This window comes from Haladaptatus sp. R4, from assembly GCF_001625445.1.
Classification (GTDB): Archaea; Halobacteriota; Halobacteria; order Halobacteriales; family Haladaptataceae; genus Haladaptatus.
Window position 1 is genome coordinate 1 of record NZ_LWHG01000030.1, and the last position, 15487, is coordinate 15487.

At 52.0% G+C, this 15487-nt stretch carries 18 protein-coding genes; 9 read left to right on the forward strand and 9 right to left on the reverse strand.

All coding sequences use genetic code 11. The features are described from left to right. A partial coding sequence (locus A4G99_RS27750; protein ID WP_223302044.1) for a hypothetical protein occupies window positions 1–246 on the forward strand: 246 nt, incomplete at its 5' end. Between the two features lie 147 nt (window positions 247–393). Next, complete coding sequence (locus tag A4G99_RS29970) at window positions 394–900, forward strand: SprT-like domain-containing protein (protein WP_394337472.1); 507 nt, start codon at window positions 394–396, stop codon at window positions 898–900. 43 nt (window positions 901–943) lie between these two features. On the opposite strand, the gene A4G99_RS19585 is transcribed toward A4G99_RS29970, so the two are convergent. Next, complete coding sequence (locus tag A4G99_RS19585) at window positions 944–2155, reverse strand: inorganic phosphate transporter (RefSeq protein WP_066147385.1); 1212 nt, start codon at window positions 2153–2155, stop codon at window positions 944–946. 499 nt (window positions 2156–2654) lie between these two features. On the opposite strand from A4G99_RS19585, the gene A4G99_RS24560 reads away from it, so the two are divergent. From A4G99_RS24560 to A4G99_RS26150, 4 genes are all read left to right on the forward strand, one after another. Beyond that, complete coding sequence (locus A4G99_RS24560) at window positions 2655–2933, forward strand: winged helix-turn-helix domain-containing protein (protein WP_223302045.1); 279 nt, start codon at window positions 2655–2657, stop codon at window positions 2931–2933. A 434-nt stretch (window positions 2934–3367) separates the two neighbouring features. Next, entirely contained in the window at window positions 3368–4501 is a 1134-nt protein-coding gene (locus A4G99_RS19595) for a serine hydrolase (protein WP_066147725.1), read from the forward strand. A 276-nt stretch (window positions 4502–4777) separates the two neighbouring features. Beyond that, window positions 4778–5335, forward strand: a complete 558-nt coding sequence (locus A4G99_RS19600) for a universal stress protein (protein ID WP_066147388.1) — start codon at window positions 4778–4780, stop codon at window positions 5333–5335. A gap of 6 nt (window positions 5336–5341) precedes the next feature. Beyond that, on the forward strand, window positions 5342–5578 hold the full coding sequence (locus A4G99_RS26150) for a hypothetical protein (RefSeq protein WP_190303823.1): 237 nt from the start codon (window positions 5342–5344) through the stop codon (window positions 5576–5578). Window positions 5579–6256: 678 nt separating this feature from the next. Here the strand turns inward: A4G99_RS26150 and A4G99_RS19610 are convergent. Continuing rightward, complete coding sequence (locus A4G99_RS19610) at window positions 6257–7645, reverse strand: GntP family permease (RefSeq protein WP_066147393.1); 1389 nt, start codon at window positions 7643–7645, stop codon at window positions 6257–6259. Between the two features lie 154 nt (window positions 7646–7799). Between A4G99_RS19610 and A4G99_RS25350 the strand changes: the two genes are divergently transcribed. After that, window positions 7800–8045, forward strand: a complete 246-nt coding sequence (locus tag A4G99_RS25350) for a hypothetical protein (protein WP_150123170.1) — start codon at window positions 7800–7802, stop codon at window positions 8043–8045. 128 nt (window positions 8046–8173) lie between these two features. Here the strand turns inward: A4G99_RS25350 and A4G99_RS19620 are convergent, their stop codons facing one another. From A4G99_RS19620 to A4G99_RS19630, 4 genes are all read right to left on the reverse strand, one after another. Beyond that, window positions 8174–8620 (reverse strand): VOC family protein, encoded by a 447-nt coding sequence (locus tag A4G99_RS19620; protein ID WP_066147399.1) that lies wholly within the window; start codon window positions 8618–8620, stop codon window positions 8174–8176. Between the two features lie 232 nt (window positions 8621–8852). Beyond that, window positions 8853–9206, reverse strand: coding sequence for a dihydrofolate reductase family protein (locus A4G99_RS27760; protein ID WP_223302046.1), 354 nt, complete (start codon window positions 9204–9206; stop codon window positions 8853–8855). Further along, a complete protein-coding gene (locus A4G99_RS27765; protein ID WP_223302047.1) occupies window positions 9203–9478 on the reverse strand; it encodes a hypothetical protein in 276 nt (91 codons plus the stop codon). The genes A4G99_RS27760 and A4G99_RS27765 overlap by 4 nt, the downstream gene beginning before the upstream one ends. Before the next feature lie 226 nt (window positions 9479–9704). Next, window positions 9705–10028 carry an antibiotic biosynthesis monooxygenase family protein gene (locus A4G99_RS19630; protein WP_066147400.1) on the reverse strand — a complete coding sequence of 108 codons (324 nt, stop codon included), beginning with the start codon at window positions 10026–10028 and terminating at the stop codon, window positions 9705–9707. 371 nt (window positions 10029–10399) lie between these two features. On the opposite strand from A4G99_RS19630, the gene A4G99_RS19635 reads away from it, so the two are divergent. Further along, window positions 10400–10765: a hypothetical protein gene (locus tag A4G99_RS19635; protein WP_066147401.1), complete on the forward strand. Its 366-nt coding sequence runs from the start codon at window positions 10400–10402 to the stop codon at window positions 10763–10765. A 179-nt stretch (window positions 10766–10944) separates the two neighbouring features. Here A4G99_RS19635 and A4G99_RS19640 read toward each other — a convergent pair whose 3' ends face one another. From A4G99_RS19640 to A4G99_RS19650, 3 genes are all read right to left on the reverse strand, one after another. Beyond that, the gene (locus A4G99_RS19640) at window positions 10945–11274 is read right to left on the reverse strand and encodes a hypothetical protein (protein ID WP_066147402.1); all 330 of its coding nucleotides are present in this window, start codon (window positions 11272–11274) and stop codon (window positions 10945–10947) included. Continuing rightward, complete coding sequence (locus A4G99_RS19645) at window positions 11275–11637, reverse strand: hypothetical protein (protein ID WP_066147406.1); 363 nt, start codon at window positions 11635–11637, stop codon at window positions 11275–11277. Between the two features lie 1342 nt (window positions 11638–12979). Continuing rightward, window positions 12980–13243: a HalOD1 output domain-containing protein gene (locus tag A4G99_RS19650; protein ID WP_190303824.1), complete on the reverse strand. Its 264-nt coding sequence runs from the start codon at window positions 13241–13243 to the stop codon at window positions 12980–12982. A 1773-nt stretch (window positions 13244–15016) separates the two neighbouring features. Between A4G99_RS19650 and A4G99_RS19655 the strand changes: the two genes are divergently transcribed. Then, window positions 15017–15478 carry a hypothetical protein gene (locus A4G99_RS19655; protein WP_150123171.1) on the forward strand — a complete coding sequence of 154 codons (462 nt, stop codon included), beginning with the start codon at window positions 15017–15019 and terminating at the stop codon, window positions 15476–15478. Window positions 15479–15487 lie beyond the last annotated feature (9 nt).

The window sequence follows — 15487 nt, forward strand, 5'->3', positions numbered from 1 at the left end:
GAAAGTAGTTTAGAGAGTGGTATGAGTGCAATGGCTAGTGCCAACCGTTGTTACGGTACTGGTGTTAAATTTCTTGACGTACAAGTGTGTCTGAACAGCAATGGTAATATTAAGGCTTCTGTTGGGGCATTTGGGTTAGTGGCAGATAGCATTGTCATTAAACCTGGTCAGGCACGCAGAAGTGGTCATGTCACCACTGCAATTCCTGGTCTTCCAGGTGTTGTTCAAGAATTTTCGACCACCTGAATTGTCTAGTGGTCAGGCACAACCGTTAGAAGAGTTCGTGTTCAGGCTACTCTCAAAGGCTGGGACTTTGGCAGAGGATGGTATAAAATAGCCAGTTTGGATAGAGTAATAATTGATTAATCTATAATAAATTTTCTATGGTGCCAATTGGTTCTTCCGACCCTTCATCTTCTTCTCATAGTACGCAAACGTGAGTGGACACCACTCGGCAGCCCGCTTCAGTTTTTTAGCCATGACACGCCAATTGACGTTCTCGGATATCACCGACCAGCAAACGCTGACGGAAAGTGCGAATGCAACGACCGACGATACACCGGAGACACCGACTTCCTCGACCGAGCACGACAGCACGCAACGACTGTCGCCGCCGAATACTTCCCAGAGCTGCCGGTCGAAACCATCGACTGGGAAGTCTCACATCGAGCGCAACGACAAGTAGGTGTGACGAAGTACGACCCGACAACAGAGGCGATCACGATTTCGTTGACCTGGACGGCCTACGAACACCACGGCCGGGAGCAATTCAGTGCGACTGTCTGCCACGAACTCATTCACGCATGGCAGTACCACGAGTTGGGCACCACGGATCACAGCGTAACGTTCACCCGCTGGACGGATACTCTCGATACCTCGGGCCACTGTGACTCATTATGAAAGATATTATCTACAAATTTGTCTGATAAATGCGAAAACCAGACTAACCGAATAGAGGAACGAATTCGAACAACAGGTACGCAGAGACTGTTGAAATCCCTGGAACAATATTTTGCATGGCAATAACCCGTGCAGTAGTCCACGGTTCATAAAGCGAATTAATATCGGGGTGTTGATTCCTCTCTACTTCACTCGTAGAGGAATGGTGGTTCTCTTCTGGTTTGGTTTTCTTTATTGTTGGCGTGTCCGCTGAATCTACAGCAAGTGCGCCACCAGTGATTCCCAGTGGACCTTCTTCGATCATTGTAGAGCGACGAGTATACTCCTTTACGCGAGTGGCACGGCCCCATCCAAGACCGACAATACTCATCGTAGAAACAATAACGATGCTAGCAGGAATCCCGAGTTCTGAAAGGACAGTGATAAGTGTGGAACTCACAAGTGCGACGATCAATGCTGCAAGTAGAGGCATATCAGTGAGTTCACTTCCCATCGTATCGAGAGTTCGTCGAGCAATGGTAAACGCACCGACTGCAATAGCAGTCCCCGCTATCAAAATACCATAGTTCATTTCAATGGCACCGCTGCCGACGAGTGGAGCAATTGCGTTCGCCATATTCGATGCCCCTGCTGAGAATGCAGTATAACAGCCAACGATGATAACCAACAAGGTACCAATGAATTCTCGCATAGTTGTATTTGGACCGAGTGTCGGCCGGGCAATCCCCCCCGAGCGATCAATCTGAAGCAGTGTACCTTTGGTCTGTGTAATCGCAAACCAATCGAGAAGGGTAGGGTACCAGTATCGACCAATAATAGCACTCACCCAAAAGGCAATCACCGGAGAGACAAGCCACCATGAAACAATTCGCCCCATCACTCCCACGTTCAGTGCATCAGTTGCAAGGCCGAGACCAGCAATTGTGCCAACTCCAGTCATTGAGGTCGAGGCAGGGACACCAACAATATTTGAAAGGAACAACGCCAATCCGATAAAAAAGAGAATTGCAATACTCGCTTCCAGAGTGAAAAATCGACTCGGAACAATTTCACCACCCATTGTATTGATGACATTGCGACCAACTGTCCATCCGCCAATAAGAGCACAGATACTCATGAGAGATGCAGCACCAACCTTTGAGATCGTTTGGCTACCAACTGCGGGACCGAAAGCAACTCCCGTATTCGAACCACCAACATTGAAGCCCACGAAAATTGCGACAGTAAGTCCAATGAGAAAGAGTATCTCTACCATAGCTGAACCAAGTGGTATCGTTTGTTAAATCCTTTGTCAACGTTTAGTAGGAATCAACATCATTAGCTCGAGGTCGCTCTGTCGGAGTAACCCGTAATTGTGCGACTGGTGGTTGATGTTCACTTGATCAATGCCCTGGTGTTGACTCACGGACGAACTTGCCCATTGAGAAGACGATGCCGCCACGGGTGCGATGCCCACTCCCCCGACCATAATGAGTCCGAGGAGCACCGCTACTGGTTTGATGTGCCTTATCCGTTCCCCCTCCCGTAAATGTATCTTTAACATACCATTCAATTATAATAAGAGGAACTGAATGTTTGGGTAAGAAACCAGAACGTAAAACTGGAATGTACTGTCGGGTGCCACCCGACAGATCGGGTGAACTCTTCTTTGGGTGGTTCAACCAAAACCATCGCTGGAGGAGATCAGTTTCAATCCGACAGATGTCACTGCCATATCAGCAGTGTCTTCACCCACTACCCACATTTGGTATCCAATGCAACAACGTGTACAAGCTCCCGATGATACAGACGATTCACAAACAAAACCACCGACTGACGTGCTGTCCGAACTTCCACCAAGTGCAAAACTAGTCGCAAAGACACTCGAATACAACGACGATGCGCTCACACAGGGTGAACTCGCCGATAAAACCTTACTCCCAGCACGCACAGTTCGCTACGCACTCACCCAACTCGAAGACCACGATCTTGTCAACTCACGCTTCTCATTTACTGATGCACGAAAACGCTGCTATTCTCTTTCCTTCGACTAATTACGTATAATAACGTAAGAGACGACAGCTCTACACAATCAGTTCGAAATTAAGCTGAAACTATAGATGTGCGAAGCCGACAATCGCCAACTGAGGTACCTATTGCCACTTTTCTTTGGGAACCCACCAGATAACCACCCACGGGCTCAATTTCCCACGTTCTAACGCACTCTGTTCATGTAGCTCTTCGAGCCGCTGGTACACTGGCCGCCGTTCCATCTCGACCGTATCCGCCACTCACCGGGCGGTCACGGCAGGAACCTCGGACGCACGAATCACTCGAAGAATATCGTCGTCAGTGATGTCCTCTGTATGCTGGCCGGAAGTATCGCACATTCTCCCTCTTTCGTCTTTACTGCAGTATGTAGTACGTGTACCCAAGCCCGAGTTCACTCTCCCAATAGCATTAACCTTCAGCAATGGGACTAGTTACTATGTCACACTTCACTGATGGACAAAAGCAAAAACTCCATGCAGCGTTTAACCGGCAACTTGACGTCGGCCTTCATCACGGGGCACAACTAGCGGTCTACATGGACGGGGAACTTGCGATTGATTTTGCTGGTGGTCTAACTGGTCCCGGTGGCAAACCAACAACGTCAGAAACACCTCACATCGTGTTTTCATGCACGAAGCCATACGTCGGTGTTGGACTGCACCAACTCGTTGAGCAAGGCAATGCGAATTACGACGATCCAGTCGTTGATCACTGGCCAGAATTCGCGGACGAAGGGAGTCAAAAAGCCGAGATTACTCTCCGACACGTGTTGAGCCACACCGCTGGAATTCCGTACGGGGAATTCGACGAGCGAGCCGATAAGTGGGGAGACTGGGATGCGGTTGTTCAAGCAATGGAAGACATCGACCCGATTTTCGATCCTGGTGAACAACCAGCGTATCATACATTCAACTATGGCTGGTTGGTTGGTGAACTCATTCACCGAATCAGCGGGCAACACGTCGATGAGTATATCGCTCAAAACGTGTTTGAGCCCCTGGATATGAACGATACCAGCCTCGGACTCAACGAGGATGAAGAGGATACTGTCGCTACGCTAACTGGCTTCGAAGTGCTTGACCGGTGCCGTGACCCGGGAGAAGGGCTAGGGATACCAGCTAGTGAGTCAGCAGAAGCGTTCAATCAGGAGGCCGTTCATCGGGCAGTAATCCCAGCTGCAAATGGTATCGGAACAGCACGGGATATGGCACGATTCTACGCTTGTATCGCGAACGGAGGTGAGCTTACTGGAAACCGGATTTTGAGCACAGATACTGTAGAAATAGCGACTCAAACCCACGCTGAGACCGAATCCGACGGGACGCTTTCGCGACCAGTTCGCTATGCGCTTGGCTTCTGGACGGGCGGCTTAGCTAATGATATGTTCGGAACTGTAAGCACCGAACGAATGTTTGGCCACGCCGGACTTGGAAGTATCTTTGGTTGGGGAGATCCAGAACACAGTATCGGATTTGCTTATGTGACCAATGGCATCCGCGAAGAGTCATACGAGCATGCCGCACGGGTGAATGCGATGTCCGATGCCGTACGATTGCTTAGTCAGCAGTAAGCATCCTTTATCTGTTTCACAGAGCGCTCGTATCTCCTGTGAGAAATTTTCTTGTCGCTCTACTCGATTCTGCTGTCTACGGAGAGACTGTCCACCTCATTTCGTTCACCTTTTCCACTAGTGTTGCCACTCTGCAACAAACGCGCCGATAACCGGTGGTGAAAGTGACTCGAAAACCCACTCAACCACCGGAAATCCCGACTTCTGAACGGTGGAAAAATCACTTTCACTCCGGGGATGGATCACGATTATAGCACTTTCACGTGATAATCGTATATGGATAAATCACGTGCGAAAGCTCCTGCCGAAGCATTTGACGACACAGCAGCGATCGATGATCGGGCACGAAATGTATTGGTCCATCTCACTGGTAGCGAGATCGATCAGTGTCTTATTCGTGAAGCAGGAACGTACGTCACAGGCACGGGTGGCAAGCTCGTACTGGTGAACACAATGGCTCCGAATGAGTTTATGGAGCGACAGCAAGCGCACGCTCAGATTGACCATCTTCCAACATACACTATTTGCCAAGCCGAAGAATCATGCCGTCAACACGCCCTCAAGCGTGGGCGACAAGCACTCGTGGCATTTGGCATTGACTATACCGCTGTTGGAATGGTTGGCCGAGAAACTGATTCCTTGCTTACCACTGCTCAGCAGTATGATTGTGGCCATCTCTTTCTCGGTGACCAACAGCAGTCGTTGCTTCGTCGTTTTACGGCTCTGAGTTTCAGTCAAGTGATCACACGCAAGTTTGATGGGCTTGTCACCGTGCTACGGTCTGCCCGTGACGAAGGGAAGTCTAATAAGCGACGCTGGACGATGCAAGGATGATCCGCTTTGTTAGCTGATCGGATTGAGACGGCACAGAAACGCGCACAGGCCGAACAATTTGCCTTCGACGTGGATGCCCTTGGACTCATCGAAGTCACTAACGAGAGTCACGAGAACCCCACCCACCAGTACACAGTTTCCATCGACGACGTGACCGAGGAATTGATAGCCTGTACGTGTCCGAACCACGCTCACCGCAACGCCTTGCAAACACATGGCCGCCGTCGAAACTGCGACGGATGACGGGACGCTTGACGCATTCCCATCAGAGGACGACGATGCTGAACCAGACAACTGCGACTGTGACGGCTTCGGTGACTTCCCGTGCTGGCCATGCGTGCGGACGGGTCGCAAAGAACTGCCGGACTAACCCCATATCCCTTTTCATTTATATCACGCCAAACAACGCTGTCCAATGGTACCCAGCGAACGCTGACCGAGTGCGTGGAGACGACCGACCGCACAGACAAACCGACGATTGCGCGCGGTTGGCTTAACCGAGCGCAAGTACAAGCAACCAACGTCGTGGCGAGTCGGATGGGTGTCTCCGGACCCCTGGCTCGAGAGCGCGTCAACTGGACCTCAGCGCTACCACTGTCCGGGTCTAGGAAACCGGAAGTCCATCGGTTTTTCCTCACCGGCGGGTCTATCTCGAAAAATATGATCGACAATCTCGATGCAGGCAGAATCGCCTTTCGCGGGGAGTAGATCGACGTCAATGTACCCGTCGACCTGTTCGGAATGGGAAGGCGGATAGAACTCCCGTCGTAACGAAGGTGGGTGCGTTCAGCTGAGACGACACTATCGTTGAGGTGCTTGACCACCTCGTCGCAAGGGGTAGATTCCACAACACTACGGCTACCGAGAGCACAGAAAACAGAGTTGAACAGAAGGGAACGAATCGACTAAACAGATTCCTCCTCAGGCGAGCGGGATTATTCGTGAGGCAATCAGCGTGGTAATGAGACCGACGACGCCGACCAAGGTGGTGACCACCGTCCACGTCTTGAGTGTCTCTTTTTGTGTGAGACCACCGATCTCTTTGACGATCCAAAAGCCGCTGTCGTTATACCATGAAAAGATTGAGGCACCGGCACCAATCGCCATTACGAGGTACGCAGGGTTGACGGAGAGTTGACTGGCGAACGGGGCCATGATTCCGGACGTAGTCACGATAGCAACGGTCGCGGATCCCTGAACGACGCGCACTCCGGCGGCGATGATCCACGCCGTCACGAGTAGCCCGAATCCAACGCCCTTGAGTCCCCCGGCAATGTAATCGCCGGCACCCGCTGCCTGCAACATAACTCCGAAAGCGCCTCCGGCGGCGGTGATCGCGGCGATGTTGCCGCCGCTTTTGAGGGCGTCTGTCAACTCGTCTGAGAACACCGACTGGCCTATGTCACTGATACGGTAGTACGTGAATGCCGCCGCCATCGCAGCGGCGGTTAGGGCAAAGTTCGGGTCGCCCACGTATCCCGTCACAGCGGAAGCAAGCGTGTTATCGGAGAATAACGTATCGACGGTAGTGGCCGCGCCCACGAGTCCAACGGCGAGAATGATCGGCAAAAGTGCCTCGAACAGACCGGGAAGCTGGTCTATCGGTGTCGTGGCCACTTCCTCGATTTCCGTGACCGTCGTCCCCATCGCGTCCCGAAGCGGGATATTCAACCGGCGGTTGATCCAATGACCGTAAGCCAATCCCGACACAAGTGCAGTCGGGAGTCCGACGACCACGCCGATCAGCATCGTGGTCCCGAGATTAGCTCCGATATTATCGACTGCAAGCAATGGTCCTGGTGTCGGCGGGATAAACCCGTGTGTCACCACCCCACCGGCGGCGAGAACCACTATGTAAAGCGTGTAATTCCCGCCTGTCCGTGACCGAGCGGACCGCGCGAGGGGCGCAAGCAAGTAAAAGACGTTGTCGAAAAACACAGGAATCGCCATCACGAAACTACTGCCGAACAGAGAAATCTCGGTTTTTCCATTACTCAGCGTACCGAATGCGCGCACGATGCGGTCGGCCGCACCGCTCTCTGTCATCGCCTTCCCGATGATCGCTGCCATCAGGATCGGGATTCCAATCCCAGCCATCCCGTCACCGAATCCGGTGGCCGTTTTACTTACCACATCGCCCAACGGGACTTGTGGCGAGACTGTCCCGACGACGAACGTCGCGATGACGAGTCCGACGAATGCTGGAAGGTCGAGCACGACGAGGAGAAATACGACGGCGATAACACCGACGAGCAATGAGACAAGCGGACCTTGTCCGCCTAACACTAGAGGGACGTTTACGTGGACCATGCTATCTCGGTTCAAACCTATCCATTATAAATCCATGGATATTAGTATAAATTTATCATTTGGATTGTTTTACGTGAACATTGTCGTTATTGAAGTAACAGAAAACGAAGGGATCCCCTGTGAAAGCGGAGAGGTGGATTACTTACCTGAAGAGGTGAGTGTGTACAATGTCTCGACTCATCGAAGTCACCAACGAGAGAGTCACGAGAACCACGCAGGCCACCAGTACACCGTCTCCATCGACGACGGGACGCTTGACGCCTTCCCTTCGGACGACGAGTGGATTAGTGGCCCGTACACTGGCTACGACACGTATGGCGCTGTCGATCACAGATACTGGACGTGTGAGAACTGTAGCGCGGAAGCCACCCGGAAGGGCGCACTCACTGACTGCTGCTAACCTCGTCTACCTTTTTCAGTTCTGTCACGCCAAACAAGGTTGTCCGATGGTGCCCAGCGAACGCTGACTCAGTGTGCCGATACGACCGAGAACGCAAAGACAAGACACCGACGACTGAGCACGACCTGCTAGGCTTCGTCGAGTTCCTCGGCCAACCCGACGATGATACCTTCGGGGCCGCGCACGAAGCAGAGGCGGTACACGTCTTCGTACTGGGCGACTTCGCCTACGAGTTCGGCTTCGTGGGAGCGGAGGCGGTCGAGGACTTCGTCGATGTCGTCAACGGTGAACATGATACGGCGGATTCCCAGGGTGTTCACCGCCGGTTCCTCGGACCCGTCACGGGTGGCCTCGGGGGTGATGAACTCCGAGAGCTCGACGCGGCTGTGACCATCGGGCGTCCGCATCATGGCGATGTCGCTCTGGACGTTCTCGAGCCCTACGACGCGGCCCGCCCACTCTCCCTCGACGCGCGTCTCATCCTCCAGCTGCAGGCCGAGCTCCGCGAAAAACTCCTTCGCAGGTTCGAGATCCTCGACCACGATGAGGACGTTGTCCATTCGCTTGATTGCCATAGTCCGAATAAACTAGGTGAGGGGTGCGCAAATAGGCGTCGCTGGCGGGAGGTTTCGTCGCGACCTTAGACCGGTCCCATCTGCTAAGGCGGGGGCCGGTCCCAGGCTCTCCTTACGCTCACTCGGGTCGGGGCGTTGGTGTGCCCTTGCACTGTATCTCGCACGCCGAATATGTCCTCGAATGAGGGGTTCGACAGAGCCCAGAACGGAGAATATCGTTTTTCGTCGACGATCAACGCTCGCGATCGTCACCGCCGTACACTGGACGGTATCGATGCAGGACGTTTCCATTCCCGAACGTCTTCGTGTCGAGCAGCCGCAATTCGAAATCGTCGGCCAGTCCTGCGAACAGCGAGTGCCCATCGCCCAGCAAAATCGGATTCACGATTATTCGGAGCTCGTCGACCAGTCCCGCCTCGAGCATTGAAACCGTGAGCTTTGAGCTGCCGAAAATCGCGAGGTCGTCGCCGGATTGGCGTTTGAGCTCCGAAATCTCCTCGACAATGTCCTCCGAAACGACTCTCGTGTTGTTCCAATCCGCTTCCTCTAGCGTCGTCGAGACGACGACTTTGGGGAGGCTGTTCATGCGCTCGGCGACGCGGGAGTTGTCGTCGCCTCCGGCCAGTAGTTCGCCATTAGCTCGTAGGTGACACGACCGAAGAGGAGTACCCCGATTTCGTCCAGTTGCTCGACGGAGAACGTGTTGAACTCGTCGTCCACGTGGTGCCAGTCGATCTCGCGGTTCGATCGCTCGAAGAACCCGTTGAACGACATCATCTCGAAGGCGAACAAGTCGCGCTCGGCGGCCTCCCCTGTTAGCGATCGCGAAGATTCGGCCTCATTTCTGGAAGTCGGCATGGCCCGTGAGAAGTTGACGCGTCGAGGTATAGTTATTGATAGAATACAGCCCGAAAGCTGACCTTATCCCTCTGAGATGTCTCATCCCTCCTCCGTGTTTGGAACTGGAGGTTCGTTCCCGAGGCAGCTGCAACCGCAAGAGTGCTGTCTATTCAATAACGTATGAGAAAACTATCAAGGGGTCATCAAGAGTGCAGCACGGTTACCAATCGAGTGCACGGTGAAACTACTTCGACGACTCGTGTGTGAGCACTACTTCATAGAAACGTCGATCCGGTTCAGCGGTAGCCATTACGTCACTCATTTGTTCTTCCCAATCGCACGAGTCACGAATCGCCCCAAATGCCTCTTGGCTTTCGAACAGGACGTAATTCACGATGCGTTCGCCGCCGAGACTGCGGTGGAGGCTGAACGAGACAAACCCTGGGAGGTCACCCATTGATTCGACGTTCTCTTGGATCTCGTCGATGATTGGTTGCTGATTATCCGGATCAATCTTGAAGACATTGATGAGGGTTGCTCCAACTTCGTTATCGTTAATTTCGGGCATAGAATTACCGCTCTCCTGAATTTGCTGCTAATTTGCTCGCAGCGACGAGCCCAAGAATGACACCGAACCCGAAGACGACAAAGCGAGGCGGACCTCGTTCTATGGATCGCCTGCTCTCTGTACCCTGTTCTGCCTTTGTGTATTCGATACCACAGCAGGTGGACCGGTTCAAGCATGGCGTTGGAGCCATCACCTCTATAGACGGATCGTTATACCCTCAAGTTCGTTCGAACATGTTCGAGTAAATAGTCTTCGTGGCTGCTATCGTCCTCTAAGGTATGAAATCACCTGCGGCTGAAGTATCAAAAAATGAGTCGAATTACAGAGAGACACGATTTCGTAACAAAGTCCGAAGTAGCGAGGGAATCCCGATGAGACGACTCATGCGCGTATTGCTAGGGGTTGAGGCTGTATCGTTTTTTCTTGCCGCCACAATTCATGCAGGGATGCTTATCAGTGGCTATGAACATCACGAAGCGATGATTGCCGAGAGTATAATCGGGATGGTTCTGCTCAGTGGCTTAATAAGAACCTGGCTTCGTTCACGTTCGATGTTCACAACCGCCATAATCGTCCAAGCATTCGCATTACTGGGAACGCTTGTCGGAATCTTCACGATCGTCATTGGCATTGGCCCACGTACTGTCCCGGATATTGCATACCACGTAAGCATCGTGGTGGTGTTAGCAGTTGGCCTTGGAGTAGCCCGACATGGACGTAGAACTGAAATGATGTGAAGCCGTCACAGACTTGGATATCGGCGATGTTGTATGTGACTTCAGTGAGCTCCCCCGGACAAACTCCTACGTAGAATACGCAACTGCGGTAAACACAAATTAACTACTATCGCCTAAATCCATAAGCGGAAGTGGAACTCCCCCGGGACCTTCAATGAAATCTATGTGCACAGTTACCGTCATCGAAGATACGTCTCCAGTGAATCCACGACGTGATCGACAAAGTCCTTCGTAACTCGACCCTGCCACGCCACCAGATCTTCGATACGAGGGGAGTGGACTGCCCATGGAGAGACGAACGATTCGTACGGTACACCACCTGTTTTCCAGACAGCTGGCTCTAAGGGAATCGAATCACCGTACTCTTTCGTCGAGAGAGCGACAGCCACGTACTGCTCGTCACCGAACGGATGCGATTCGTTGTTGACGATGAGCCACGGTCGTTGGCTATCTTCGCCCAGTTTGAACGGGTCTGAACTTCGAACCACATCGCCACGTTCCGGTTGCATCTATTCGTCTCGCTCACTTGGGTGCGGTTCGTCCGGAGCGACTGCGTCCCACTCTTCAGGTTCGATTGCTCCTTCGTCTTGATTGAGCCGTTCCGTGATCGTGTGGAGAGCGTACGCGTCTGCAACCCGATCAAGATCGTTCGTTATCGCCCAGTACTCTCCTCTGTGTCGGACGAGTTCACGCTGTTTCAACCGTGAGAGGGCTGTCCCAACTGTGTTCGGATCCGCATCGATACTGGTAGCGATTTCCGACCGGGAGAACGCTCTGTCCCGATTTGTATAGAGATAGCCAAGTATCTGTTCGGGCACGCTTGGGCCACTTGGGAGGTCCCCGGCTTCGAACTCCTCGATACGAACGGGCATACGCTGTACTTAGTGTGCCGATGTAATCAATGTACGGGTGTGCTGAAGCAGTGATCCAGTAGACGATCGCTATCAGCAGGTACTCTTAGCTCGTTGGCTGAAACGATCTCCGCGTGAGGGATTCAAAACGGTCGAATAACTCGGATTAGGGGTTTGATCGACCAATTACACGGATGATTTGAGAGATAGGGAACCATTCTTCACGGGGCCTGTTGTCGTACGATCAGTGGCATAGAATCTGCGGTCGTATATCAGGTATTAATCGGGATCGTAGGGAAAGTAGTCTGTGTTCTGGGATTTCGACGCGTTTCAATATGAGTGATTGATTCGATAACTGAAGTAGAACGTGCGGCGGCAGTGAGTTCTATTTCGCGAATCTGGCCGATTTAGGCGATTGACTACCGCTGGGCAGTATAAGCGGCAGTAGGTGCATCCCGGTACTCGCTTCAGTTTATGCGTAGATTGTAGCGTTCTTCCACGACGACGCTGAGTTGGAGCACTCGACAAGTTACGAAGGAGGCTGGCACTGGGGGTGGTGAGCTATAGTATGTCCATTTGAGATAACAATGGTCGAAGAACGACTGAAAGGTCGCCGGAGCGACTACGGCAGGTGTTGAAATGGCTTCTCATACTATTACCGAGTCGAACCATTCTTTATGATTAGTATCACATAATAGTCACAATTTTTATTTACCTTCTAATTCACCCTGAACTATGGTTTCAGTCGTCGCACTTGTCTTTGGATTGATTTGTGTCGTGTTCGGCGCGTCAATGATACGAGATCCAAGCGCTCCAGACAAATTCTGGTATCCCGAAGATAATCCAACGCATAGTCGAATTGCTCGGCGGGTAGTCCAGATGATGGGCGGGCTGTGTCTCGTGTTCGGCGCTTTCGTATTATATCTTAGCTTAAGCTAATTCCTAATAAGTCAAAGAAAACTAACTAATTATATGAACCGAAATATGACTCCTATACTATCTAAAATTTTCATCACAACAGGAGTTTCATCGATGGTTCTCTTTGTTTCTGGCCGAACTACTGATCTAGCCCTGATTGACTTTGTTGTTCGAGACCTCCCATGGTGGGCGTCCATTGTGGGGTTACTAGGTGGTTACTTACTTTTTGTTATGGGACGATGGTTGGAACGATCTCAAGACTGCAATTAAGCAATGCTCTACTCAGACGGAGAGACCCCCTCTGAACAAAATAGACACAATTACGCTTTCTATGTAGTCTCAACATCTGCTCCTACGTCCGCTTAGTGCAACATGGAGCAGTATGATCTGTGTATTTTTGTATGAGATACCGCTGATTTCACCACTGGCTCCCAAGAGTACCACCCTAAGTATCCATCGCAGAGACAGAAACCGTCCGGTCAGAATGAATCGTAACGTGATACCCAATATACTCAAAGCTCACCTCTGGTGAGCCATGCTGATAGAGATCCTCGAGGGCATCAGGATCAATCACCTCGTAGAGGAGCGTCGCAGGCTTCGTGCCATTCGCTTCAGTCACTGCCGTCACCACGGCAGCAGTGATCGACTCGGTGTCAGGACGTGTCGTTCGTATCGATAGCTCTGACTGTGACGATGACGCGTTCTCCATACGCTCTGCTCAGGGAAGGTGTGCTAATAGATTTTAGGAGCCAATCGGTATCATATAGCACGCTTTTTGATCAATCTCACTGAGTTGAATGTCCTCTCTTCGATAACCGTATCCACCCACGCACCACCAACCCACTAGCCCATCACTCCTTCACAAACTCTCCTACCAAGCGGACAGTCAGCCAGCAGACACAGGGTGCCCACCCCAACGTGAACCACGCCGTCTTTCAAGTGAAAATCAATATCACAGACAACCAGCATCAGCCAGCTTGACAGTCCACTATTACCACACCACATTTCCGGAGTAAATCTGCTTCCCACTGCTGGTAGACGCTCTCTCCCTCCACAATCACTCTTGCCTTCACAGACTGTCCCACTAACTCACTCGCACTGACAGTCCGGTTGCTGATTCACAGAGGACAGTCCGGTGGCCTCAACTGGTCCACTTCAAACTCGTTGTAGCACGCTGGACAGTCCTCTGGTTATCGCCGGATACGGTCAACTCCCACTGGTACCGGGATGACAGTCCCACGGGCTGTTACACTCCCAACATCTATTCTGCTGGTCGGGAACGGACAGTCTAGAGTCCATTTGTCCCACTCCAGGCTGTCCTCACCTCTGGTGGACAGTCAGGCAGTACGTTCATTGTAACCCCGGTGTCTCTCTTATTGGCACCCAGATCTGCGTGAAGCCAGTGGGCATCCCAACCAATACATCCACTGGCATCCCATACCGTCGCTCATCGGATTTCTTTGTCTTGTCCGGATAGAGGGACTGTCAGAACTCGTTGCTCTTGATGACTGTCCTGTGCTGTCTCACAGCCTTTGTGTCTCGCACTTCGTCACTCGGTTTCTGGGATGGACCGCTCCTCGAGGTCTTTCCGTCCTGGTAGCTGTCGTCCTCTCGTAACGCTGCACGTCCTTGCTGTCGATGCTGCCTAACTCCTCATCGTACTGCTCATCCCTTGTTTTCAGCTATCCTCTCGCTCCCTCTACACTGTCCGTCGCTGTCTCGCTCTCATTGACTGTCTACTGGTCTCGGTATGGCTGTCACTCCACCTTCTGTTGTCAGCACCAGCTTCAGAAAGCTAAGTCGGCCTCGGTTTCAGTCTTCTTTTCGCACTGTGGACTGTCCCATCTCGCGGTATTCTGTGTTCTGTGGCTGCTGTTTCTACATGAGGGGACCGTCCCTCTGTACTCACACTCTCGCCTCTCTCATTATCTCGCCTTGGCGGACTGTCGTCCAATCGCTACACACCAGTCTACAGAAATCTCGCTTTCGGGGGACTGTCCATACACCACTTTTCATCTGTTCTCCCTGCCTCATTCTGGCGCGGACTTCAATCTACTTCTCAAAAATTTGATTGTCGTCATCTAAGTGGCTTTCGTAACTGTCGTCCCTGTCGCTTCTCCCCTATTGTGTCATAGTCTTTAGTACAGTTGTGGGTGCCCACTCAATCAGTCTCACACAGTGGGGTGCCCGTCGTGCTACGTTTATCTTGGGTGCCCATGTCTCGTCGCTGAGTTCATTCTCAGTCTCTCTTCAGTTGGAGGTATGGTTGGTTGCTCCTCGGTTGTTTTCCAGTGTGTTTCTGCAAGGATGTTGCCGTCGGTTTTCGTTTTCTTCTTTCTTACACGTTGGTTCTCCCGGTAGTTGATTTGTTTGCTGTTGTTTGGGGTGTGTTTCAGCTATATGTATCGGGAGGGGTGGATTATCCGCGTTTATGCTCCTAAACGCCAATAGAATTATTAGCGCTATCTTCGTTTATGTTCGTATGGGAACCTCAAAGACTAGAGAAGAAGATGAGATGATTCGGGGCCATCGTCGGACGTTGCTTGATGGTCTTCGCTATCACGGTGGGTCAGCCAACACCAGTGAGCTTCGTGCCTACGGGGATGTCCCACCGGGAAGTATCCGGCACCACCTCTCTGTATTAGAAGAGTGGGAGCTCATCGTGCAGGAGGGAACAGAGCGACTTGACAATGGTGAACTAGCCAATCAATATCACCTCACTGACGCTGGCTCAGCCGCTGCCGAGGAGATTGCAGAGAGTACGACCACAGCTGAAACCGTTGAGAGTTTAGAACAGAAAGTGAACCAGCAACAAGAGCAACTGGAAACGCTTCACGACGAAGTGAAGTCGCTTCGGGAAGAAGTGGATGAACTCAATGAGCTTCGAGTAGAGTTCAACCGGATGGCCGAGATCGTCGAGGATTTCGCGAGACAGAAACAATAGAGGATGTTC

Bases quoted from the DNA above. Each gene is read 5' to 3' on its own strand.
- A4G99_RS19585 (WP_066147385.1), bottom strand. From the start codon at position 2,155: ATGGTAGAGATACTCTTTCTCATTGGACTTACTGTCGCAATTTTCGTG.
- A4G99_RS24560 (WP_223302045.1), top strand. From the start codon at position 2,655: ATGCAACAACGTGTACAAGCTCCCGATGATACAGACGATTCACAAACA.
- A4G99_RS19595 (WP_066147725.1), top strand. From the start codon at position 3,368: ATGTCACACTTCACTGATGGACAAAAGCAAAAACTCCATGCAGCGTTT.
- A4G99_RS19600 (WP_066147388.1), top strand. From the start codon at position 4,778: ATGGATAAATCACGTGCGAAAGCTCCTGCCGAAGCATTTGACGACACA.
- A4G99_RS19610 (WP_066147393.1), bottom strand. From the start codon at position 7,645: ATGGTCCACGTAAACGTCCCTCTAGTGTTAGGCGGACAAGGTCCGCTT.
- A4G99_RS19620 (WP_066147399.1), bottom strand. From the start codon at position 8,620: ATGGCAATCAAGCGAATGGACAACGTCCTCATCGTGGTCGAGGATCTC.
- A4G99_RS27760 (WP_223302046.1), bottom strand. From the start codon at position 9,206: ATGAACAGCCTCCCCAAAGTCGTCGTCTCGACGACGCTAGAGGAAGCG.
- A4G99_RS27765 (WP_223302047.1), bottom strand. From the start codon at position 9,478: ATGCCGACTTCCAGAAATGAGGCCGAATCTTCGCGATCGCTAACAGGG.
- A4G99_RS19630 (WP_066147400.1), bottom strand. From the start codon at position 10,028: ATGCCCGAAATTAACGATAACGAAGTTGGAGCAACCCTCATCAATGTC.
- A4G99_RS19635 (WP_066147401.1), top strand. From the start codon at position 10,400: ATGAGACGACTCATGCGCGTATTGCTAGGGGTTGAGGCTGTATCGTTT.
- A4G99_RS19640 (WP_066147402.1), bottom strand. From the start codon at position 11,274: ATGCAACCGGAACGTGGCGATGTGGTTCGAAGTTCAGACCCGTTCAAA.
- A4G99_RS19645 (WP_066147406.1), bottom strand. From the start codon at position 11,637: ATGCCCGTTCGTATCGAGGAGTTCGAAGCCGGGGACCTCCCAAGTGGC.
- A4G99_RS19650 (WP_190303824.1), bottom strand. From the start codon at position 13,243: ATGGAGAACGCGTCATCGTCACAGTCAGAGCTATCGATACGAACGACA.
- A4G99_RS19655 (WP_150123171.1), top strand. From the start codon at position 15,017: ATGGGAACCTCAAAGACTAGAGAAGAAGATGAGATGATTCGGGGCCAT.